Origin of the sequence: Labrenzia sp. THAF191a (assembly GCF_009363335.1) — a bacterium.
Lineage (GTDB): Bacteria > Pseudomonadota > Alphaproteobacteria > Rhizobiales > Stappiaceae > Roseibium > Roseibium algicola.
Genome location: NZ_CP045333.1, coordinates 3,985,085 through 4,007,262, shown reverse-complemented (window position 1 = coordinate 4,007,262; position 22,178 = coordinate 3,985,085). Strand labels below are relative to the sequence as shown.

Genomic DNA, 22,178 nt, shown 5'->3' with positions numbered 1-22,178 from the left:
CATCTCCTTCGATGCGCGGTGGGGGAGCGAGCTCTTGCGCCCCTCCCCGCAACCGGCATTCCAAGTCATTTGTGGTCCGTAGGCGGGGTTATTCTGCGGCGTCCGCAGTTTCTTCCTCGCCGATCACGGGGACATCGGTTCGTTGCAGTTCAACGTTGAGACCCAGGGACCGCATTTCCTTCACAAGCACGTTGAAGCTTTCCGGAATGCCTGCCTCGAAGGTGTCGTCGCCACGAACGATGGCCTCATAGACCTTCGTACGGCCGGCAACGTCATCCGACTTGACGGTGAGCATTTCCTGCAGCGTGTAGGCTGCACCGTAAGCTTCAAGCGCCCAGACCTCCATTTCCCCGAAGCGCTGGCCACCGAACTGCGCCTTACCACCGAGCGGCTGCTGGGTGACGAGCGAGTACGGGCCAATGGAACGGGCATGGATCTTGTCGTCGACAAGGTGGTGGAGCTTCAGCATGTAGATGTAGCCCACGGTTACCTTGCGGTCGAACTCTTCACCGGTCCGGCCATCGTACAGAACGGACTGGCCGCTCGGGTCGTAGCCGGCAATGTTGAGCGCCTCGACGACATCGGGTTCACGAGCACCGTCGAAGACCGGCGTCGCGATGCTGACGCCCTTCTTCAGCTGCTCCGCCAGGCGTACGATACCTTCGTCATCGTATTCCTTGACGTTGTCGCCCTTCATGTTGTCGCCGTAGATCTCGACAATCTTGCTGCGCAATTCGCCGATCTCGCCTGACTTCCTGTACTCGTCGTACATTTCGCCGATCCGGTTACCCATGCCGCGGCAGGCCCAACCCAGGTGGGTTTCAAGGATCTGACCGACGTTCATGCGCGACGGAACGCCGAGCGGGTTCAGCACGATATCGACATGCGTGCCGTCTTCAAGGAACGGCATGTCTTCGCACGGGTTGATCTTCGAGACCACGCCCTTGTTGCCGTGACGGCCGGCCATCTTGTCGCCCGGCTGAAGCTTGCGCTTCACGGCAACGAAGACCTTGACCATCTTCATGACGCCCGGCGGCAGTTCGTCACCGCGCTGCAGTTTCTCGACCTTGTCGATGAAACGCTGCTCGAGACGCTTGCGGCTGTCGTCATACTGACCACGCAGAGCTTCGATTTCGGACATGAACTTCTCGTCGTCGGTGGCGAACTGCCACCACTGCGAGCGCGGGAAGTCGTTGAGAACGTCCCCGGTCAGTACGGTGTCCTTCTTGGAGCCCTTCGGGCCGGCAATAGCGGTCTTGTCCATCAGCATCTCGGCCAGACGGCCATAGACGTTGCGGTCGAGGATCGCCTGTTCGTCGTCGCGGTCCTTTGCGAGACGCTCGATTTCCTCGCGCTCGATCGCCATCGCGCGTTCGTCTTTTTCAACGCCGTGGCGGTTGAAGACGCGCACTTCGACAACGGTACCGGAAACCCCCGGCGGCAGGCGCAGGGAAGTATCGCGAACGTCGGACGCCTTTTCACCGAAGATGGCGCGCAGAAGTTTTTCTTCCGGCGTCATCGGGCTTTCGCCCTTCGGAGTGATCTTGCCGACCAGGATGTCGCCCGGGTTCAGCTCGGCACCGATGTAGACGATACCGGCTTCGTCGAGGTTCTTCAGCGCTTCTTCCGAAACGTTCGGAATGTCGCGGGTGATTTCTTCCGGCCCAAGCTTGGTGTCACGCGCCATCACTTCGAATTCCTCGAGGTGGATGGAGGTGAACACGTCGTCAGAGACGATGCGTTCGGACAGGAGGATGGAATCCTCGAAGTTGTAGCCGTTCCAGGGCATGAACGCGACGAGCACGTTCCGGCCGAGCGCCAGATCACCGAGATCGGTCGACGGACCGTCGGCAATGATGTCGCCCTTGTGGATCCGGTCACCGACACGCACCAGCGGACGCTGGTTGATGCAGGTGTTCTGGTTGGACCGCTGGAACTTCTGCAGCCGGTAGATATCGACGCCGGACTTGCCCGGGTCGAGGTCTTCGGTCGCACGGATAACGATACGGGTCGCATCCACCTGGTCGACAACGCCAGCACGGCGGGCACCGATGGCAGCACCGGAATCGCGTGCCACGATCGGCTCCATGCCTGTACCGACGAACGGTGCTTCGGCACGAACAAGCGGAACGGCCTGACGCTGCATGTTCGAGCCCATCAGTGCGCGGTTGGCGTCATCGTTCTCAAGGAACGGAATGAGCGCGGCCGCGACGGACACGAGCTGTTTCGGCGACACGTCCATGAGGTCGACCTTGTCGGACGGAACCATCATGTTTTCACCGGCGTGACGGCAGGTGATCAGCTCTTCGGTGAACCGGCCCTCGTCGTCGTAGACGGCGTTGGACTGGGCCACGTAGTGCTTGGCTTCTTCCATGGCGGAAAGATAAACGACTTCGTTGGTAACGGCGCCGTCTTTCACTTTCCGGTACGGGCTTTCGATGAAGCCGTACTTGTTCACACGGGCAAAGGTTGCCAGCGAGTTGATCAGCCCGATGTTCGGGCCTTCCGGCGTTTCAATCGGGCAGATACGGCCGTAGTGCGTCGGGTGAACGTCGCGGACTTCGAAGCCTGCGCGTTCGCGGGTCAGACCGCCCGGGCCAAGTGCCGACAGGCGGCGCTTGTGGGTGACTTCCGACAGCGGGTTGGTCTGGTCCATGAACTGCGACAGCTGCGAGGAACCGAAGAATTCACGAACGGCAGCAGCAGCCGGCTTCGCGTTGATCAGGTCCTGAGGCATGACCGTGTCGATTTCGACAGAGCTCATACGTTCCTTGATCGCACGTTCCATGCGCAGCAGACCGACGCGGTACTGATTTTCCATCAGCTCGCCGACAGAACGAACACGGCGGTTGCCGAGGTTGTCGATGTCGTCGATTTCGCCCTTGCCATCGCGCAGTTCAAGAAGCACCCGGATGACTTCCAGGATGTCGTCCTTGCGCAGCGTGCGAACGGTGTCGGCACACTCCACGTCGAGACGCATGTTCATCTTCACGCGGCCAACGGCGGACAGGTCATAGCGCTCTTCGTCGAAGAACAGCGACTGGAACATCGCCTCGGCAGTGTCGATGGTGGGCGGCTCGCCCGGACGCATCACACGGTAGATGTCAAACAGAGCATCTTCGCGAGACTCGTTCTTGTCGACCGACAGGGTGTTGCGGATGTACGGACCGGTGTTGACATGATCGATGTCGAGCATCGGCAGCTCGTGGTAACCACGATCGACCAGCTCTTCCAGCAGCTTGCCGGAAATCTCGTCGCCTGCTTCAGCGTAGATTTCACCGCTCTTCATGTCGACGATGTCTTCAGCCAGGTACTGGCCATGAAGGTCTTCGTCGGTCACTTTCAAGGCGGTGACGCCTTTTTCCTCAAGCTGCTTGATGGTGCGCTGAGTGATCTTCCGGCCACCCTCGATCACCACTTCGCCGCTGTCGGCGTCGATCAGGTCGTAGGACGCCTTGGTGCCCTTCAGACGGTTGCCGTCAAACGGCATGCGCCAGGAGCCGTCCTTCTGACGGGTGTAATCGATACGCTTGTAGAACGTGTTGAGGATTTCCTCACCATCGAGGCCAAGCGCCATCAGCAGGGACGTAACCGGGATCTTGCGGCGACGGTCGATGCGCGCATGCACGATGTCCTTGGCGTCGAATTCGATATCGAGCCAGGAACCGCGATACGGGATCACGCGTGCTGCGAACAGCAACTTGCCGGAAGAATGGGTCTTGCCCTTGTCATGGTCGAAGAACACACCCGGAGAACGGTGCATCTGGGAAACGATGACACGCTCGGTGCCGTTGACGATGAAAGTGCCGTTGTCGGTCATGAACGGCATGTCGCCCATGTAGACATCTTGTTCCTTGATGTCTTTCACGGACTTCGCGCCGGTGTCTTCATCGACATCGAACACGATCAGGCGCAGGGTAACCTTCAGCGGAGCCGCGAAGGTCATGTCGCGCTGGCGGCACTCATCGACGTCGTATTTGGGAGCTTCAAATTCGAAGGAAACAAATTCCAGAAGGGAAGTGCCCGCAAAATCGGAGATCGGAAATACGGACTGGAAGACCGCTTCAAGGCCTTCATTCTTGCGGCCACCGCCCGGCATCTCGTCGACCTGCAGAAACTGGTCGTAGGATGCTTTTTGAACCTCGATGAGATTAGGCATAGCCGCGACATCGCGGATCGATCCGAAATATTTACGGACCTTTTTGCGACCGTTGAACGTTTGGGTCATTGTCGCTCCTCGTATCGGCCGGGTAACGGCTTCCCGAAACGCCCCTTTTCCAATCGGGCGAGCGCCCGGGCGCTTCGGAAAACCGTCCCCCCTGGATCAACCTGCTTCAGGTGCCCTCACCTGAAACCAGACAAGTTGACCGGTCTTAGGGGCCTAGAACATCTTCATCTGCCGTCTTGCGAAAGCAGGATGCCCTAGTGGTACGTTTGCCCCGGAAACGGGAAAATCCCGCCGGGGCTAGGTACGGTCCCGGTTACCCGGGACCGTTCAAAAGGCCGGTAGGCCTCTATTATTTCAGCTCGACAGATGCGCCAGCTTCTTCGAGCTTCTTCTTCAGCTCTTCTGCTTCGTCTTTGCCAACGCCTTCCTTGACCGGCTTCGGAGCGCCTTCGACGAGCTCCTTAGCTTCTTTCAGGCCAAGACCGGTGATTGCGCGGACTTCCTTGATGACGTTGATTTTCTTGTCGCCGGCAGAAGCCAGGATAACGTCAAATTCGGTCTTTTCTTCAGCAGCAGCTGCATCGCCACCACCAGCAGCAACAGCAGCAACTGCGACCGGAGCAGCAGCAGAAACGCCCCACTTTTCTTCCAGAAGCTTGCTGAGTTCAGCAGCTTCCATAACGGTCAGTGCGGACAGTTCTTCAACGAGCTTTTCAAGATCAGCCATTTTTCAGTACCTTAAATTCGAACCAGTTTTGGTTACGTGAGACAGTGTGTTTTGGACGCCTTATGCGGCCTCGTCCTTCTTGGCGTAAGCGCCGAAGACGCGGGCAAGCTGCCCGGCCGGAGCGTTGACAACCTGTGCAATCCGGGAAGCCGGGGTCTGGATCATGCCAACCAGTTTCGCACGCAGCTCATCGAGCGACGGCATGGTTGCCAGAGACTTGACCCCATCCGGGTTCAGGTTGGTCGAGCCAAGAGCACCACCAAGGATCGCAAACTTTTCGTTTGCCTTGGCGAAATCGACGGCTGCTTTCGGAGCGGCTACCGGATCGTCGGAATGGACGATAACGGTCGGGCCCTGAAACAGGTCGGAGATGTGCTCAAGGTCGGTGCCTTGAAGGGCGAGTTTGACAAGGCGGTTTTTTGCGACTTTTACAGTGCCGCCGGCTTCGCGCACGGATGCCCGCAGTGCGGTCATCTGAGCTACCGAAAGGCCTGCATAGTGCGCGACGACGACAACACCGGTGTTACCCAGCTCGGCGTTGAGGGCCGACACGAACTCGTGCTTTTCCGCTCTTTCCACTTGCCTTCTCCATTTGGCGGCTGTGATGCCGCCGGTTTACCTTGCCGCCTGGCAGATGGTCCCGAACCCGGTACCGCCTGTCCTGGCGACGCTCAGGGTCCTGTCCCCTCACCTTCGCGCCAGAAGCGCTCGGCAAGGTCTGGTTCGAACCAGGTTTTCCACCGGATCGGTGGGAAATTCGGTTCTCACCCATCTATGCAGGCCTTGTTTGGCTTAAGCCGGTTTCCCGGCACCTGCAGTCTCGGACAGGGCAACCCGGCAGCAAGCCGCCGGGTCTATTCGGCCTTTCAGCCGAAATCTCGTATCAATCCGGAAAGACCGGATTACTCGCCAGCAACGGTGGCGAGATCTACCTTTACGCCCGGGCCCATCGTGGAGGACACGGCGATGCGCTTCAGGTAGGTGCCTTTTGCGCCAGTCGGTTTGGCTTTCTGAACGGCGTCCAGCAGAGCCTTGACGTTCTGGGTGATCGCTTCTTCAGAGAAGGACACCTTGCCAACGCCAGCGTGAACGATACCGGCCTTTTCAACGCGGAACTGAACAGCGCCGCCCTTGGCGTCGTTGACGGCGGACTTGACGTCCGGGGTCACGGTACCAACCTTCGGGTTCGGCATCAGGCCGCGCGGGCCGAGAACCTTACCAAGACGACCGACGAGCGGCATCATGTCCGGAGTTGCAATGCAGCGATCGAAGTCGATCTTGCCGCCCTGAACTTCCTGAACCAGCTCTTCTGCACCGACGATGTCGGCGCCAGCAGCCTTGGCTTCTTCAGCCTTGTCGCCGCGAGCAAACACAGCAACGCGAACGGTCTTGCCGGTGCCGTTCGGCAGGATGCACACGCCGCGGACCATCTGGTCTGCGTGACGCGGATCAACGCCGAGATTGATCGCAACTTCGACGGTTTCGTCGAACTTGGTCTTGGAACGGTCCTTCACGAGGCCGATGGCTTCGTTCAGGGAATACAGCTTGTTGCGGTCGATACCTTCACGAGCTGCCTGGATGCGCTTTCCAACCTTCGCCATGATCTTACTCCGTTACCTCGAGGCCCATGGAGCGGGCGGAGCCTTCGACCATCAGCATCGCTGCGTCGATGTCGTTGGCGTTCAGGTCCTTCATCTTGGCTTCGGCGATTTCCTTCACCTGCGCCTTGGTCACAGAACCAACCGTGCCACGGCCCGGGGTCTGGGAGCCCTTCTGCAGCTTGGCAGCTTTCTTCAGGAAGAAGCTGACCGGAGCCGTCTTCACTTCGAACGTGAAGGACTTGTCGGAGTAGTAGGTGATCACGGTCGGGCACGGTGCACCCTTTTCAGCATCCTGCGTAGCGGCATTGAAGGCCTTGCAGAATTCCATGATGTTCAGACCACGCTGACCGAGCGCCGGACCAATGGGCGGCGACGGAGTAGCGGAACCTGCCGGTACCTGAAGCTTCAGGAAACCTTCGATTTTTTTCGCCATGTTTCTCTCCAGTCATTAACAGCTGAATGGCACTTCAGCTGATTGGGAGTTGGTGGTTCGGCCCTGTTGGAACCCGGCGAAGAGTTCCGGAACCTTCCACCCTTTCATCCCGGATGCCGCATCCTTGTGGACACTGCGACCGGGCTCTCAAGCCACCCCTCGGGGCAGCAAACGATCAGAGCTTGTCGACCTGACCGAATTCCAGTTCCACCGGCGTTGCACGGCCGAAGATGGACACGGCCACCTTCAGACGCGCACGCTCGTCGTCCACTTCCTCGACAAGGCCGGAGAAGGACGCGAACGGACCGTCGGAAACACGCACCTGCTCGCCAACCTCGAAAGTCACGGACGGCTTCGGCCGGTCCACGCCTTCCTGCACCTGGTTGATGATGCGCATTGCTTCTTTTTCCGGGATCGGCATCGGCTTTTGATCCGCGCCCAGGAACCCGGTTACCTTCGGCGTATCCTTGATGAGGTGGAAAGCCTCGTTGGTCATTTCCATCTTCACCAGAACGTAGCCCGGGAAGAACTTGCGCTCTGCATCGACCTTGCGGCCACGGCGCACTTCAACAACCTTTTCCATCGGAACGAGAATTTCTTCGAACAGGTCGGACAGACCCTTCTGCTCGGCCTTTTCGCGGATGGACTCGGCGACCTTCTTCTCGAAATTGGAGTAGGCGTGCACAATGTACCAGCGCTTGGCCATGGATCTCAGTTCCGTTTCTTGTTCTTTGTCTTCAAACCGGACAGTCGCCCGGGCGGCTGACTGAAATTAGCCGCCGACACCCAGAAGATAGCCGATCCCGAAGCCCATCAACTGATCTGCCACGAGAAAAAAGATTGCCGCGATCACAACCATGATGAAAACCATGACAGTGGTCACTGCTGTTTCTTTGCGCGTCGGCCAAGTTACCTTGGACGTTTCCGCGCGTACTTCCTGGATGAATTTAAAGGGATTGGTCTTCGCCATTCCGATTCCGGTCTGTTAAATACGAGTGGGCGCGCGAAAAACTTCGCGCGCCTCACTCGAGGAAACTCTTTAAGCCCTCGAGGCAGATTAATCAAGAGCAAATTGGCAGGGGCAGCAGGGTTCGAACCCGCGACCTACGGTTTTGGAGACCGTCGCTCTACCAGCTGAGCTATACCCCTTCAGAAGTCCGCCTGGGCGAACTTGCTCCTGATACCCTCTGAAGCCGCACATCGCAAGACTTAAGAGGCGGGACTGCCGGGCACAAGGCCCGGCAGCCCGAAATCATCTTATTCGATGATGGATGCGACGACGCCAGCGCCGACGGTACGGCCACCTTCGCGGATAGCGAAGCGCAGGCCTTCTTCCATGGCGATCGGCACGATCAGCTCAACCTCGACGGAGACGTTGTCGCCCGGCATCACCATTTCCGTGCCTTCCGGCAGGGACACCACACCGGTCACGTCCGTCGTACGGAAGTAGAACTGCGGGCGGTAGTTGGTGAAGAACGGGGTGTGACGACCACCTTCTTCCTTGGTGAGGATGTAAGCCTCGGCCTTGAACTTCGTGTGCGGGGTAACGGTACCCGGCTTGCAAAGAACCTGGCCACGCTCAACGTCTTCACGTGCGATACCGCGGATCAGCGCGCCGATGTTGTCGCCTGCTTCGCCGCTGTCCAGCAGCTTGCGGAACATTTCAACGCCGGTGACAGTGGTCTTCTGCGTGTCCTTGATGCCGACGATTTCGACTTCTTCGCCAACCTTCACGATGCCGCGCTCGACACGACCGGTCACAACCGTACCACGGCCGGAGATCGAGAAGACGTCTTCGATCGGCATCAGGAACGGAAGGTCCTTCGGACGCTCCGGGGTCGGGATGTACGCGTCGACCTGAGCCATCAGCTCACGGATCGCATCGCGGCCAATGGCCGGATCGCGGTTTTCAACGGCTGCCAGCGCAGAACCCTTGACGATCGGAATGTCGTCGCCCGGGAATTCGTAGGAAGACAGCAGTTCGCGGATTTCCATTTCGACGAGCTCGAGGAGCTCTTCGTCGTCGACCTGGTCAACCTTGTTCATGAACACGACCAGAGCCGGAACACCAACCTGGCGAGCCAGGAGGATGTGTTCGCGGGTCTGCGGCATCGGGCCGTCAGCGGCAGAACAGACCAGGATCGCGCCGTCCATCTGCGCTGCACCGGTGATCATGTTCTTGACGTAGTCGGCGTGACCAGGGCAGTCGACGTGTGCGTAGTGACGGTTTTCCGTCTCATACTCAACGTGGGCCGTGGAGATGGTGATGCCGCGAGCCTTTTCTTCAGGCGCGCCGTCGATTTCGTCGTAAGCTTTTGCAGTCGCACCGCCGGTTTCAGCCAGCGTCATGGTGATTGCTGCGGTCAGCGTCGTCTTGCCGTGGTCAACGTGGCCAATCGTGCCAATGTTAACGTGCGGCTTGTTGCGCTCAAATTTTTCCTTCGCCATCGGCGTCGCTCTCTGTCCAATACTCGGTTCGGTCGAATTAGGTCGAGGCGGGACGCGTTCCGGCGCCTTGGACAGATCCGCGAGCGACGAATTGCTTCCCGTTGAACTTCTTGTCAGGATTTCCGGGCGAAAGAGCCTTCCGTTCCGGACACTCCGATCAGCACCCATGATGGAGCGGGTGAAGGGAATCGAACCCTCGTCGTCAGCTTGGAAGGCTGCTGCTCTACCATTGAGCTACACCCGCACAACGAGAGAACCAGGAACGATGGTGGAGGAGGTTGGATTCGAACCAACGTAGGCATAGCCAACGGATTTACAGTCCGTCCCCTTTAGCCACTCGGGCACTCCTCCATCTCGTCCTGCTTCACGCCGAAGCGATCAGGATGGCTTACCGAAGAGCCCGCCCGGAAGGGGCGAGCAATCCCGTGGCGCGTGTTATGCAGATAGGGCCCCGCCCTGTCAACGCCGATTTTGCAAAGAAATGAACAAAATCAGCAGGACGCTCGAAACAGAGGCTTCGAACGTGAGCTATTGCCAAGGCCGATGGCACCAACAGATTGCCGCAGCATGGCTGCGATGTCACGGTTTCCCTGCGTTTTGCTGAAAATCCGGCATCACGCGACCCCAGCCTGTGGACAACTTTCAACAACGCGCCCGTTCCTTTGACGAGGCCATTTGTGCCAATGCCTGCACCTGCTGCCCTTTTGAAAAACCTGTCGGACACGACTGCACCCTTGAGCAGATTCTTTAGTTGTTGTATCTACAACAAATGCCCTCTTCTCTTAAAGATATCGATTTCCAGCACATGGGCCGAACCTGCCTCGGTCACGCTGCCCGGCGCACCGCCAATCTTCTGACCCGACATTATAATAGGCACATGGCAGCGCTTGGCCTTGAACTGACCCAGGCCCAGCTTTTGGCCGCCATAGCCGACGGGTCTGCAAGTTCGGCGGCAGAGATCGCCCGTTTTCTCGGCATAGACCGATCCACGCTGGCCCGAAACCTCAAGCCTCTGGAAACTGCCGGCCTTGTGAGCCGGCAAGATGGCAAAGGCCGAAAGGTTCTTCCAGTGCTGACACAACTGGGCGAGGCAAAGGTGATTGAGATCCACCGCACCTGGCTCAAGGCACAGGAAGAGGTCAGCACATTGCTCGGCCCGGACGGCGCAGATGCCGTTCGCACCCAGATGTCCACGTTGCGCAAGGCGGTTCACATTCTGGAAAGCCAGGAAAAACCCGCCGCAAACACCGCCTCCCATTCAGACCCCGACGAGACCACCTTTTCAGGACACCAATCATGAACGATCCCCATTCCCTGACCGAAAACGGCAAGACCCACACTCTTGGTGCGCTTCCAAAGGCAGCCTTTGCCACCATGACCGGGCTCGATATCTTCGAGCGCATGATGGCAGGCGATTTGCCTGCCCCGCCGATCATGGTGCATTCCAATATAAGGATGAAGGAATTCTCCGAAGGCCGGGCCGTCTTCACCGGCCAGCCGGCACGCGAGTTCCTGAACCCGCTCGGTACGGTCCATGGTGGCTGGATTTCGACGCTGATCGACACGGCGCTGAGCTGCGCTGTACACACCACGCTGCAGCCCGGCGAATTCTACACCACCACATCGCTCAACGTGAACATGGTTCGCCCGCTGCTTGAAACCAGCGGCGAAGTGGTTTGCGAGGGACGGATCGTCCACCGCGGCTCCCGCCTGGCGACCTCCGAAGGTGATCTGCGGGACGCGAACGGCAAACTGATCGCCCATGGCACCGTCAGCTGCATGATCCTGAAGCCCTCTTGAGGCAATGGATATGGAACAGTCGTACTGTCTTTCCCTCTTTTCCTGACGTGGAAATCCCGGTAGAGCTGCGCCATGAGTGACGACAAGAAACCTTCGCGCCCAGCCGGCAAGCCGGGCTTTCGCGGCAACAAGAAATTCGCTGGCAAACCTGCGCCGCGCCGTCCGGGTCTTCCCCCGGAAGGCCCGGTACTGCTTTACGGCCTTCACACCGTTGAAGCGGCCTTTGCCAACAAGGACCGCAAACGGCTGAAGTTGTTCGCAACGGACAATGCCGTTCGCCGCCTCGAAGAACGCGGCGTGAAGATCGATGTCCCTGTCGAATCCATGATGCCCCGCGCACTGGACCGGATGGTGACGAAGGATGCTGTCCATCAGGGCATGATTCTGGAAGCCGATCCCCTGCCCGCTTATGGCGCCGAGCATCTGAAAGGTGCTCGGCTCGTGCTGGCGCTTGACCAGGTCACGGATCCGCACAATGTCGGCGCAATCCTGCGCTCGGCTGTCGCGCTCGATGCCGATGCGGTGGTAACGACCGAACGCCACGCACCGGAAGAAGGCTCCGTTCTGGCGAAATCCGCTTCCGGTGCACTCGACATGATCAAACATGTCCGGGTGAAAAACATGGCCCGCTTCATTGCCGAGATGAAGGACGAAGGCTTTTCCTGCATTGCCCTCGACAGCGATGGCGCGGCAAGTCTTGAAGAGACACCGTTCAGCGACAGGACAGTTCTGGTACTGGGCTCGGAGGGCAAAGGCGTCCGACAGGGTGTGCGCGAAGCCTGCGGCCTGACAGCCCGCCTCGACATGCCGGGCGAGATTCGCTCGCTCAATGTTTCAAATGCCGCTGTACTGTCACTCTATGTGGCGCGGATGAAAATGGGGCTGTAAGGCCCCTCTCCTTTCAGCCCCCGATTCAGTGCACCTCTCCGTGCGCCGCAGTCACGGAGCTGGTAGCAGTTCTGTTCGCCCGCGTCGCCTCCGACCGGGTCAGGCAAGGCGCCAGCAGCAGACTGATGCCGATCATCGGTGCCAGCACCATGAGCGCCGCCCGAATACCGAAGGCATCGGCGAGCGGCCCGATGGTGAGCGGCCCGACCAGAAAGCCAAGCAGAGCCACAAAGGAAAGCACGGCGACATTGGAAGCCGCACTTCCTCCAGGCGCTGCGGATGCCGCGGTCACTCCAAGGGGAAACGCGAGCGCGGCGCCTGATCCCAGAACTCCCAGACCGACAAGCGCAATCGGCACGTTCGGTGCAAGCCATATCAGGCTCAGACCAATCAGTCCGATGAGCGCAAGCACCTGCCCCAGGCGTCCTGGCGCCGCAACCTGGCGCAAGCGGTCTCCCATGAGCCGGGTCGAAGCCAGACACAGCGAAAAGATCGATATGCCCAGCCCGGCGAGGCCTGGATTGGCGGCAAAGGCATCCCGGAGATAGACCGCAGCCCAATCGGCAACGGCCCCTTCCACCAAAGTCGTTCCAAAAGTGAAAAAACAGACACCTAGCAAAACCGGATGTGGCAACCGGAAACCGCGCTGCTCGGGTTTGGCCGACTGCCCTTCGGGCGGCAAAGGCAACTGCAGGATTACAGGCAGCACCAGGGCCTGAACCAGGATCGCGATCGCGATACCAGCCAGAAGGGGCGACAGGGCAAGACCCGCAACAGCCGAGCCAATCAGCGTTCCAGACAGCAGTCCGAAGCTCCAGCAGCCATGTGCTCTGCTCATGATCTTGTGGTGGGTGCGAGTCTCGTAATCGTCAGCCAGCACGTTGAGCCCAAGTTCCAGGATGGACATCGATCCACCGACAAGCGCGAGCGCCGCCATCAAGAGCCACTGGGTTGTCGCCATGAAGGGCAACAGCATGGCGAGAAGAAAGACCGGATAGAAGACCAGCGTGATCCGCTTGGCGCCGATCCAGCCTGCAATGCGCCCCGCGATCATCAAGGTTGTCAAAGTGCCGACCGGCGCCCCGACGAGCGCAATCGCCAACTCGCTGTTGGTCAGTCCGAGCGCTGTCTGGACACCTGGAATATGCGGCAGCCAAGCCCCGAGTGCGATCGGCTGCAGATAGAAAATGAGGCAGATGCGCTGCGCTTCAGTCATTTAAATCGATCCAATTGGCACACATGATTTCGAGCAGAGCCACATGTGGCACGGCAGACTTTCCACTGAGAGTGAAACGGAAGTGATGACAGGACCGAACAGTGTTTGGTCAATCCAGCCTGCCTTCCGGTAAAACCAGGAGAGCCCGCGCAGAAAGCGACAGGCTGATATTCAGAGTGCGCATTTATGGGTGCAAAACCCGGTTCATGCAAGCTGTCGAGCCCTCTCTTCGCAGAGCCCCTTCAGCGCTTGCGAAAGCTGGATTGTCGGATGCCGCGGTTAGAAAGTCGCCTGTGTCCACCTTGTTCTGTCTCACAAAAGGCGATGCGGGTCAGTGCTTGATGTGCTGCGCGAGCATATATTGCCAAGGCAAGGAAATGATTCCGTTCCAGGGAACTTGCAAGATGGCCGCGCGCTGTCCTGCTGACCGTACACGATGCCTCTTGATTGCACCGAAAGCACAACTGCTTCCGTCATTTTGCAGGAATGACATTGGAATCGAGATGTCGCGACACAGAAGTTCTGGATCGCTGAGCCTCTGCGCACGCGAAACTATCCACAACGGCTACCCAATTTTTGAAATTATCAGAGAGGTTTAGCTGGTTTACCGGCATCAGGATCGAAAAATGCAAATCAGGGCATGGACAAGTGCGCCCAATCTGGTAGAAGCCATCCCCGGCGCCGGTATAGCTCAGCTGGTAGAGCACGTGATTTGTAATCTCGGGGTCGCGGGTTCGAATCCTGCTGCCGGCACCATTTCCCCCCATTCAGCCTGAAACTCTATTGTGCCGCTCGCCGCTGGCACCGTGCTATCGCGTGCCTCAGGCGACACGGACCATATGTTTTCGCCACGCGTTGCAGCTGCCATGGCGCTGCATCAATGAACGACGCAGCATCTTCTTCATCCCCTCCTGGCGCAGATCCAGTTCGCTCTGGCTCCAGGTCGCGTCGAATGCCCTGCCGACGGCTAGCGGTCTCAACTCGCTGTTTCTGGAAAAGACCCGCTCGCAGGCAAGATCGAATATGGCCTCGCGCTGGTACTCGTCAGCCACGGACCGTGCCGCATAGAGTGCCATTTGCTGGCAATAACGCATCCAGGCGTATGCAAGGGTTTTGGCCGGTGTTTCCAGCCAGCTCGTGTGGGTGTTGCCGTCGTGATAGACCTTCCTGTAGAGCGGCCGGTCGAGATAAAGCATTTCACCCTGGATCGCCTGGCGCATGATCCAGGTACTGTCGGCGAACATGTTGTCGAACCGGTTTCCGGGAACGGTCAGATCACGAAGGTTTGGCGGTGTCCGGTTGACCGCCCGAAAACTGACGCCGGCATAACTCATCCCGAACACCTGACTGATCCGCGCTTCCAGGTCTCCGCTCACGCTTTTGCTGCGGATGATGTGTTCATCCGGCCTGCCGACAGTCTGAATTGCAGTGCAAGCGCTTCCGGCAGCAGGTGTCTTTTCCAGAAGATCCACAAGCGCGGCGTAATAGTCCGGCTCAATGGTGTCGTCTTGCGGCAGGATTGCAAAATACGGCGTCCTCACCCTTCTGATCAGCCAATTGGCGTTTTCCACCCAGCCGAGTCGTCCCCGCTGATGGTAGATACGCACGTTTGCCATGCGCCGGAACGGTTCGAAGGTTTCCCGTTCGAAACCGCCATCATTGGAAATGACAACACGAAAGTCGCGAAAGCTCTGCTCCTGCACTGACGCAAGCACCTGTTCCAGAAACCCCTTCGGCCGGTAGGCAGGAATACAGATTGTCAGACGTGGCCGCTTCCATGGCCATATTGCAGGAAACTTCATGAGGCGATGACTTGATGAACCCGGCTTGAAGATGCCAGCGCGTCCGCCGCTTCAAGCGCGAACATCGGTGCGGTCGTGTATTTGCCCGGATCAAGGCTGCAATAACCATAAGCCAGGAGGCTGGGGCCTATTCTGCTGCGCTTGTGCAGATCGCTCACGCGATCATCAATATCACTTGCGCCCCTTGCATCAATAACTCCGCCGATCAACGGTGCTTCTTCCATCTCGGGCAACCGCAGGAACTCAGCTAACTTCGGATAATAGGCTGCAAGTGCGGCAACGGAACTGCGGACAATTTCGGCCTTTCGGGAAGAAGCGATCTCTGGGTGCGGAAGCAAAAGGTCGCGTGTGCTGGCGAGCATCATTGACGGATACCAGGAAAGATACACCCGGCCTGACTCATACCGCACGACATCTCCGTATCGCCCCAACATGAGCGTAACATTCGCCAGATCTTCGACAACATCCGGCAGCAGCACTGCCATCTTGTAGCGCAGGAACCACGGGGCATTATCAGCAAAGCCGCTGGCATGATCCAGATAGCGGCGCTGCTCCCAGGCGGCGTTGAGCACCCGGTCAAATGGTCCGTCAGCGCGATGTTCACCAACCACGTGCCAACCGGAGCGGCTTGTCTCGAAACGCGTCACCCTGTGATTGGACTGGAATTCGATTCGCGGGTGAGAAAGAACCGCTTTCCGCAGTGAAGCAGCAATGGCTCGAGTGTCGACGGATCGTTCCGGCGTTCCGAAGGCCGCCGCGATCTTGCCAGTTTCGGAGCCATAAGAATGGGAGGTCAGCCGCTGGAAGGCCGGCAGATCCACTTCGCCGAGGTAGTCTGCATTTGGTGCGGCAAGCCGCTCGCGGAGGATATCCTGCACCAGCACGAAGTGCTGTTCTACCGCACCCGCGGAAAGCTGAGACCCCTCAGGAACGGCATAGTCGAATGGCTGCGTTACGGAAGAAGCGAAAAGGTCTTGCGCCATCCATCGGCACACGATGGACCGGAAATGCAGCGCGCCGTCGATCATGCGCCGTGCGGTCAGACCTGAGCTGTCCCCGCCGTAAACGAACCCGAGATGGATCTTGCCTTCGTTGACCAGCGATGCCGCAGTCAGCGGTTCTGCTCCGGCATCGTAAAGCACGATGCGGTTACCGCGATCAGCAAGTTCCAGAGCTGCGATCGAGCCGGCAATGCCAGCCCCTACTATCGCTATGTCCCGGCACGATTTCATCCAAGAACGACCGAAATCATGTTTCCCCACACCTGTTCCGGAACGGGTTCTCTTACCTCAATCGCAGCCAACCGACCAGTGGAACAATCACGTTATCGGTCGTCATTCCACGTCGCCGATGTATTTTGCCTGGTTGATCAGCTCCTGGCATTTTGCTTCGTTGCCTGCGTGCCGTTCCTTGTTCGCTTCCTGGAGCAGTGCGCGCATCTTCTCTGCAACAGTGATGTCGATACCTTCCCTCTCGGAGTGGGTAACGGCATTTTCAACCTTGTCGATGTCCGCCTGACAGTCGGCCAGTGCACCGGTGGTCGCGGCCAGCATCAGCCCTGCGGCCAGAAGACTGCCGGCAAGCGGATTGCGATTGCATCTCATGTCATTCTCCCTTTCGGACAGGCTGGTCGTCGATTGCGGCGAGACGCCCTCAATGGCTGCCAGGCATTCACTGCATGCGGTGGTGCAGATCCATCATGATCCAGAGACTGCCGCCGACCATGATGAAAATGAGCACCGCGGCAAAGGCCAGAAAGAACAGGTTCTCGACCGGTGTGGATTTCAGGTCGATGTGTAGAAAAAATACCAGGTGAACGATCACCTGCAGAACCGCGGCAACGGCGATGACGAAATATACGGCACTGCCTGTAAGCAGACCGCCCCAGACCAGGGCGAAGGGAATTGCCGTCAGCACAACTGCAAGCACAAACCCGGTGAGATAGGTAGACAGGCTGCGTTCAGCGGAATGGTTCATATGTGCCCCCTATAGAACGCCCGGCAGATAGACCGCCGAAAAGATCCCGATCCAGACAATATCGAGAAAATGCCAGAACAGCCCGAGCCGCATCAAACGGGAACGAACCGGTGGTGTAAGGCCCTTGACCATGATCTGGCCAATCATAACCACGATCCCGAGTGCCCCGAACGCAACGTGCAGTCCGTGTGTGCCCACCAGCGTGAAGAACGCGGACAGAAAGCCGCTTACTTGCGGACCCGCGCCCTTTTCGATCATGCCGGCAAATTCAGTCAGCTCCATTGCCAGAAACGCGAAGCCGAGCAGCAAGGTCACAAAGAGCCATTGGACCACGCGGCCCTTCTGGTCGTTCATCAGCGCGATGCTCGCCATTCCGAAGGTCAGGCTGGAGACCAGCAGCAAGCCGGTTTCAACGGCAGTCCTGCTGAGATCGAAGAGCTCTTTTGACGTCGGACCCGCTGCGGAGTTTTCCGACAGGACAGCGTAGGTCGCAAACAACAGCGCGAAGATGACCGCGTCGGTCATCAGATAGATCCAGAAACCGAATTCCCTGGAATGAAGGGAGTGCTTCTCTTCCTCTTCAAGGATGGTTGCAGCAGACATCGGCCCCTCCCTCAAACCGTTCCGGACAACGGTGCGCCGGAGGCGGCACCGCGCGGTACAAAATCGCGCATGTCATGCATGTCGGCCGGCGAGATCTGCCCAAGGCGCTCTCGCTCGATCCGGGCGACTTCTGCGGCGGGCAACACGAATTCGCTGTTGTCGTCGGACGCCCGGATACCAACACATACGAGAGACAGCACGAAGCTCAGAGCGACGAGCCACCAGATGTACCAGACGAAGGCAAAACCGAGCACAAATGCCAGCGCACCAAGCACCGGGCCGATCCAGGTGTTTTTCGGCATGACGATGTCTTCGTAATGCTGCGGCGGCTGATAGGCCTCCCCCCGGATCTTCATGTCGTGGAACGCGTCGATATCGGTCACCTCGGGCAGAACCGCGAAGTTATAGGCCGCTGGCGGAGAGGACGTCGCCCATTCCAGGGTACGACCGTTCCACGGGTCCCCCGTGATGTCCCTGGCAGATCCCCATTTCCTGGCCGAAACGTAAAGCTGGATGGCGATGCAGGCGATGCCGCACAGCACGAACAGCGCCCCGATCGCAGCGACGATCAGATAGGGTTGCCAGGTGGGGTCGGCATAATGCTCCATCCGCCGGCTCATGCCCTTGAAGCCAAGGACGTAGAGCGGCATGAAGGCGAGATAGAAACCGATGATCCAGCACCAGAAGGACCGCATGCCCCATTTGGCGTCCAGCTTGAAACCGAAGGCTTTGGGGAACCAGTAGTTCATGCCGGCGAAATAACCGAAAAGAGCACCCGGGATCAGCATGTTGTGGAAGTGCGCCACCAGAAAGGTGGAATTGTGCATCAGGTAGTCGGCGGGCGGCAGCGCCAGCAGCACCCCGGTCACGCCACCGATGACGAAGGTCACCATGAAGCCGATGGTATAGACCATGGACGTGTGAAACTCGATCCGGCCCTTGTACATGGTGAACAGCCAGTCGAAGATCTTCACCCCCGTTGGCACCGCGATGATCATCGTCGCGATGCCGAAGATGGCATTCACATTGGCTGACGAGCCCATCGTGAAGAAGTGATGCAGCCAGACCGTGAACGACAGCAGCGCGATACAGGCGGTCGCATAGACCAGCGAAGTGTAACCGAACAGCCGCTTGCGCGAGAATGTCGCCACCACTTCGGAAAAGATACCGAAGGCCGGCAAGATCAGGATGTAGACTTCCGGATGCCCCCAGATCCACAGCAGGTTGGCAAACATCATCATGTTGCCGCCGTCACCGTTGGTGAAGAAATGGAAGCCAAGCGTGCGATCGAGTGTCAACTGACCGGCGACCACCGTCAGCGCCGGAAAGGCGAAGGCAATCAGGATGGAAATGCACAGTGTCGTCCAGGTGAACATCGGCATGCGCATGAAAGTCATGCCCGGACAGCGGTTCTTGACGATGGTCACGATGAAATTGATGCCTGAGAGCGTACTGCCCACCCCGCTGATGATCAGCGCCCATAGCCAGTAGTCTACCCCCACGCCCGGACTGTATTCAGCGCCGGAATATGGCGGATACCCGGTCCAACCAGCCTGGGAAAACTTGCCGACCACAAGCGATATCAGCACCAGCCCGGCACCGGCTGCCGTCATCCAGAGGCTGACGGAATTCAGGAACGGAAAGGCGACGTCCCGCGCGCCGATCTGTTGCGGCACAATGATGTTGATGAGCCCGGTCAGGAACGGCATTGCCACGAAGAAGATCATGATCGTGCCGTGGGAGGAGAAAATCTGCTCGAAATGCTCTGGCGGCAGGTAACCTTCACTGTTCAGGGAAATCGCCTGTTGCGCCCGCATCATGAGGGCATCGACAAACCCGCGCACCAGCATCACCAGAGCCAGCACCACATACATGATGCCGATCTTCTTGTGATCGACGCTGGTCAGCCAGTCTGTCCAGAGAACTTTCCATGCGCGCAGCCAGGTGATCAGCAGGAACACGGCAATGCCGCCACCAACTGTCACTGCCGCCCCACCCATGGCCACCCAGGAATAGAACGGCAGGGCCTCGATCGTAAGACGTCCCAGCATCAAACAGCCCCCCGGCAGATGAGTTCGGCGGCCTTGCTTTCGTAAGGGCCGACAATCGGCGCGTATTTGCGCAGGATGATTGAAAAGAGATCCGTCTCGTAAGACGAATAGTGCCGGACTGGATCGGCAACGCTCTGCTTGTGCAGGTCCACATACGCCTTGGCGTCCAGCACATCAGCGGATCCTGTTACCTTTTCCTTCCAGGCGGCGAAATCCGCTTCGTTCATGGCATGTGCCTTGAAGTGCTGGTCAGAAAAACCGTCGCCGGAATACATTGTGTTGCGGCCGTTGAAGGTGCCTGGACCATCTGCAATCAGGTTAAGTTCGGAGCGCATGCCCGCCATAGCGTAGATCTGGCCGCCGAGTGCTGGGATCATCAGTGAATTCATGACCGTGTCGGAGGTGATCTCTATGGTCAACGGCCTGTCTGCGGGAAAAGCCAGTTCATTCACGCTGGCCGTGCCGAGTTCCGGGTATAAGAACAGCCATTTCCAGTCGAGTGCGACGGCCTGCACCTTGAAAGCCGGCTTGTCGGACGCCAGGGCCTTGTAAGGGTCGAGCCTGTGGGTCGCATCCCAGACAATGGTTCCGATGACAATCACGATCGCAGCTGGAACCAGCCAGACCACGGCTTCAATGCCCCAGGAACCATCCCACTCGGGCGCATAATCCGCGGTGTTGCCATTACGCTTGCGATATCGCCAGGCGAACAGCAGCGTTAGTATGATTGCGGGAATAGCGACGATCATCATGATGCCGAATGCCGTGAACAGCAGATCCCGTTCCGCCAACGCGATAGGCCCTTTCGGGAAAAGCACCGGCGCATCGGAAAGCGCACAACCTTGTAACAACGGGAAAAGGCATACGAGGCCAACCGTCGCGGCGGACCTCAAGGCACTACGGACCTTTAGTCCGGCAATCCGATCAACCATGGCACCCCCGTTGGAAAATGGATAGGGACTGTCTGTTTGCAACACTTGTGGCGGCGCGCCCGCCAGGAACGATATGCTTTACTTTTGAAAAGCCTAGCCGAGCCCGCGCGGCATTGAAAGAGCGAAAGTTGCAGAAGCCGGCAGACACCATCAAACAGGTTAGCCGGACAAGTCGAGCAACGCCTGCAGCATGAGGTTCGCCCCCTTCTCGATATCCGACCAGTCGCTGTGTTCTTCGGGAGCATGGCTTATGCCGGCCCGGCTGGGAACGAAGATCAGTCCGGAAGGGCAGAAAGACTGCATTGTCTGGGCATCGTGACCGGCTCCGGAAGGCATACGCCGCGCCGGTAATTCGTTGCGTTCGGCAAGGCCGGCGAGCTTGTCGGCAAGCTCGCTATCCAGCGAAACCGGTGACAACCAGCTCCTCTCGGTCTTGTTCAATTTCAGTCGGTGCCGGTTGGCGACAATGTCGGCGCTTTCCAGAAAACGCGATTTCAGCCCCACCATTATCTCTTCCGACGTGTCACGCAGAATCACCGAAAAGACTGCACGACCTGGAATCGTGTGGGGATGGTTCGGCGAAAGTTCGACATGACCAATGGTAAACCGGCTCTGGTCGGTGCCGTGCATCTGGATCAGATCCGGAATTGTCCCGGCAAGCTCGGAAAGCCCGGCAAATGCATCCGCTCGCAGATGCATGGGTGTTGTCCCGGAATGATTGGCGATTCCCGTCAGTTCCAACTCCAGATAACAGACACCGGAAACCTCCTCGGCGATGCCGATGGGAAATTCTTCGGCTTCAAGAACCGGCCCCTGCTCGATATGGAGTTCCAGAAAGGCATTTATCGAACCGGCCGGCCGGGCAGCTTTCAGGATGTCCATCGGCTCGAGCCCCAGACTGTTCATGGCATCGCGCAGCCGGATCCCGTCGGCATCAATCGCCTGCTCGATCCAGGCCGGAGTGATCGCCCCGGCTATGGCCTGTGAGCCGAGCATGCCCCCGAAACGGCCCTCTTCTTCGGAAGTCGCGGCAACTTCGATCGCTATCCGGGGCGTTATCCCGGCATCCTTCATCGTTCGCACGCATTCCAGCGCAACACAGGCGCCGAGCGCTCCGTCAAAAGCCCCGCCATTGACCACGGTGTCGAGATGTGATCCGGCCATGACGCACGGCCCGTCCTCAGGTCCATACCGGCCAAACAGGTTGAGTGCGCCATCTCTCCACACCTGCAGATCGTCGGCCCTCATCTGTGCCTCGAACCAATCCCTGCACTCCAGATCGACCCGAGTGAAGCCTGGTCGCGTGTAGCCGCCGGTTTCGGGAACAAAGCCGAAGCGATTCACTCCGTTGAGAAGCGTTTTGAGACGCTCCGGGTCGATACGGATTGCGTGCTGCGGCATCCTTGTTTCCCCCTATTTATCAGCGCTTAAGCGTTTATATGGCATCGAGAGTACAACCCTCGAGCGAAAATAAATATGAAATAATTATTGCAGCATTGCAATTAATCATGATTAATTATTCGTCAGAAACA

20 protein-coding genes and 4 tRNA genes are annotated in these 22,178 nt (G+C 58.5%); 4 read left to right on the top strand and 20 right to left on the bottom strand.

From position 1 onward, the window contains the following. Positions 1 to 88: 88 nt before the first annotated feature. From rpoB to FIV05_RS18395, 11 genes are all read right to left on the bottom strand, one after another. A complete protein-coding gene (gene rpoB / locus FIV05_RS18445; RefSeq protein WP_152510563.1) occupies positions 89 to 4,228 on the bottom strand; it encodes a DNA-directed RNA polymerase subunit beta in 4,140 nt (1,379 codons plus the stop codon). A 289-nt stretch (positions 4,229 to 4,517) separates the two neighbouring features. Next, entirely contained in the window at positions 4,518 to 4,895 is a 378-nt protein-coding gene (gene rplL / locus FIV05_RS18440; protein WP_023001584.1) for a 50S ribosomal protein L7/L12, read from the bottom strand. 60 nt (positions 4,896 to 4,955) lie between these two features. After that, a complete protein-coding gene (gene rplJ, locus FIV05_RS18435) occupies positions 4,956 to 5,474 on the bottom strand; it encodes a 50S ribosomal protein L10 (RefSeq protein ID WP_023001583.1) in 519 nt (172 codons plus the stop codon). A gap of 323 nt (positions 5,475 to 5,797) precedes the next feature. Beyond that, positions 5,798 to 6,496: a 50S ribosomal protein L1 gene (gene rplA, locus FIV05_RS18430; RefSeq protein ID WP_055654723.1), complete on the bottom strand. Its 699-nt coding sequence runs from the start codon at positions 6,494 to 6,496 to the stop codon at positions 5,798 to 5,800. Positions 6,497 to 6,500: 4 nt separating this feature from the next. Continuing rightward, a complete protein-coding gene (rplK, locus tag FIV05_RS18425) occupies positions 6,501 to 6,929 on the bottom strand; it encodes a 50S ribosomal protein L11 (protein ID WP_023001581.1) in 429 nt (142 codons plus the stop codon). Positions 6,930 to 7,104: 175 nt separating this feature from the next. Beyond that, positions 7,105 to 7,635: a transcription termination/antitermination protein NusG gene (gene nusG / locus FIV05_RS18420; protein ID WP_006936469.1), complete on the bottom strand. Its 531-nt coding sequence runs from the start codon at positions 7,633 to 7,635 to the stop codon at positions 7,105 to 7,107. Between the two features lie 66 nt (positions 7,636 to 7,701). Then, the gene (gene secE, locus FIV05_RS18415; RefSeq protein WP_006936470.1) at positions 7,702 to 7,899 is read right to left on the bottom strand and encodes a preprotein translocase subunit SecE; all 198 of its coding nucleotides are present in this window, start codon (positions 7,897 to 7,899) and stop codon (positions 7,702 to 7,704) included. 103 nt (positions 7,900 to 8,002) lie between these two features. Further along, positions 8,003 to 8,078: transfer RNA gene (locus FIV05_RS18410), tRNA-Trp, on the bottom strand. A 108-nt stretch (positions 8,079 to 8,186) separates the two neighbouring features. Beyond that, positions 8,187 to 9,377, bottom strand: a complete 1,191-nt coding sequence (gene tuf, locus FIV05_RS18405) for an elongation factor Tu (protein ID WP_006936456.1) — start codon at positions 9,375 to 9,377, stop codon at positions 8,187 to 8,189. 170 nt (positions 9,378 to 9,547) lie between these two features. Next, a tRNA-Gly gene (locus FIV05_RS18400) sits at positions 9,548 to 9,621 on the bottom strand. A 22-nt stretch (positions 9,622 to 9,643) separates the two neighbouring features. Next, positions 9,644 to 9,728 (bottom strand) — tRNA-Tyr (locus tag FIV05_RS18395). Positions 9,729 to 10,254: 526 nt separating this feature from the next. Here FIV05_RS18395 and FIV05_RS18390 point away from each other — a divergent pair. The 3 genes from FIV05_RS18390 (at position 10,255) to FIV05_RS18380 (ending at position 12,065) form a co-directional block, all read left to right on the top strand. Beyond that, the gene (locus FIV05_RS18390; protein WP_152510562.1) at positions 10,255 to 10,677 is read left to right on the top strand and encodes a MarR family winged helix-turn-helix transcriptional regulator; all 423 of its coding nucleotides are present in this window, start codon (positions 10,255 to 10,257) and stop codon (positions 10,675 to 10,677) included. After that, positions 10,674 to 11,177 (top strand): PaaI family thioesterase, encoded by a 504-nt coding sequence (locus FIV05_RS18385; RefSeq protein WP_152510561.1) that lies wholly within the window; start codon positions 10,674 to 10,676, stop codon positions 11,175 to 11,177. Before FIV05_RS18390 ends, FIV05_RS18385 begins: the two co-directional genes overlap by 4 nt. A gap of 72 nt (positions 11,178 to 11,249) precedes the next feature. Then, positions 11,250 to 12,065, top strand: coding sequence for an RNA methyltransferase (locus tag FIV05_RS18380; protein WP_152510560.1), 816 nt, complete (start codon positions 11,250 to 11,252; stop codon positions 12,063 to 12,065). Positions 12,066 to 12,090: 25 nt separating this feature from the next. On the opposite strand, the gene FIV05_RS18375 is transcribed toward FIV05_RS18380, so the two are convergent. Beyond that, the gene (locus FIV05_RS18375) at positions 12,091 to 13,281 is read right to left on the bottom strand and encodes an MFS transporter (protein WP_152510559.1); all 1,191 of its coding nucleotides are present in this window, start codon (positions 13,279 to 13,281) and stop codon (positions 12,091 to 12,093) included. Between the two features lie 680 nt (positions 13,282 to 13,961). Between FIV05_RS18375 and FIV05_RS18370 the strand changes: the two genes are divergently transcribed. Next, positions 13,962 to 14,037, top strand: a tRNA-Thr gene (locus tag FIV05_RS18370). 65 nt (positions 14,038 to 14,102) lie between these two features. Here FIV05_RS18370 and FIV05_RS18365 read toward each other — a convergent pair. From FIV05_RS18365 to FIV05_RS18330, 8 genes are all read right to left on the bottom strand, one after another. Further along, complete coding sequence (locus tag FIV05_RS18365) at positions 14,103 to 15,083, bottom strand: glycosyltransferase family A protein (RefSeq protein ID WP_152510558.1); 981 nt, start codon at positions 15,081 to 15,083, stop codon at positions 14,103 to 14,105. Next, a complete protein-coding gene (locus FIV05_RS18360; RefSeq protein WP_152510557.1) occupies positions 15,080 to 16,315 on the bottom strand; it encodes an FAD-dependent oxidoreductase in 1,236 nt (411 codons plus the stop codon). Before FIV05_RS18360 ends, FIV05_RS18365 begins: the two co-directional genes overlap by 4 nt. A 102-nt stretch (positions 16,316 to 16,417) precedes the next feature. Continuing rightward, positions 16,418 to 16,687, bottom strand: coding sequence for a hypothetical protein (locus FIV05_RS18355; protein WP_152510556.1), 270 nt, complete (start codon positions 16,685 to 16,687; stop codon positions 16,418 to 16,420). Between the two features lie 67 nt (positions 16,688 to 16,754). After that, complete coding sequence (cyoD, locus tag FIV05_RS18350) at positions 16,755 to 17,060, bottom strand: cytochrome o ubiquinol oxidase subunit IV (protein WP_023001144.1); 306 nt, start codon at positions 17,058 to 17,060, stop codon at positions 16,755 to 16,757. A gap of 9 nt (positions 17,061 to 17,069) precedes the next feature. After that, positions 17,070 to 17,663: a cytochrome o ubiquinol oxidase subunit III gene (cyoC, locus tag FIV05_RS18345; protein ID WP_152510555.1), complete on the bottom strand. Its 594-nt coding sequence runs from the start codon at positions 17,661 to 17,663 to the stop codon at positions 17,070 to 17,072. Positions 17,664 to 17,674: 11 nt separating this feature from the next. Beyond that, the gene (cyoB, locus tag FIV05_RS18340; protein ID WP_152510554.1) at positions 17,675 to 19,714 is read right to left on the bottom strand and encodes a cytochrome o ubiquinol oxidase subunit I; all 2,040 of its coding nucleotides are present in this window, start codon (positions 19,712 to 19,714) and stop codon (positions 17,675 to 17,677) included. Continuing rightward, positions 19,714 to 20,646, bottom strand: a complete 933-nt coding sequence (gene cyoA, locus FIV05_RS18335) for a ubiquinol oxidase subunit II (protein ID WP_152510553.1) — start codon at positions 20,644 to 20,646, stop codon at positions 19,714 to 19,716. The genes cyoB and cyoA overlap by 1 nt, the downstream gene beginning before the upstream one ends. Before the next feature lie 159 nt (positions 20,647 to 20,805). Then, positions 20,806 to 22,047 carry a Zn-dependent hydrolase gene (locus FIV05_RS18330; protein ID WP_152510552.1) on the bottom strand — a complete coding sequence of 414 codons (1,242 nt, stop codon included), beginning with the start codon at positions 22,045 to 22,047 and terminating at the stop codon, positions 20,806 to 20,808. Between the last annotated feature and the right edge of the window lie 131 nt (positions 22,048 to 22,178).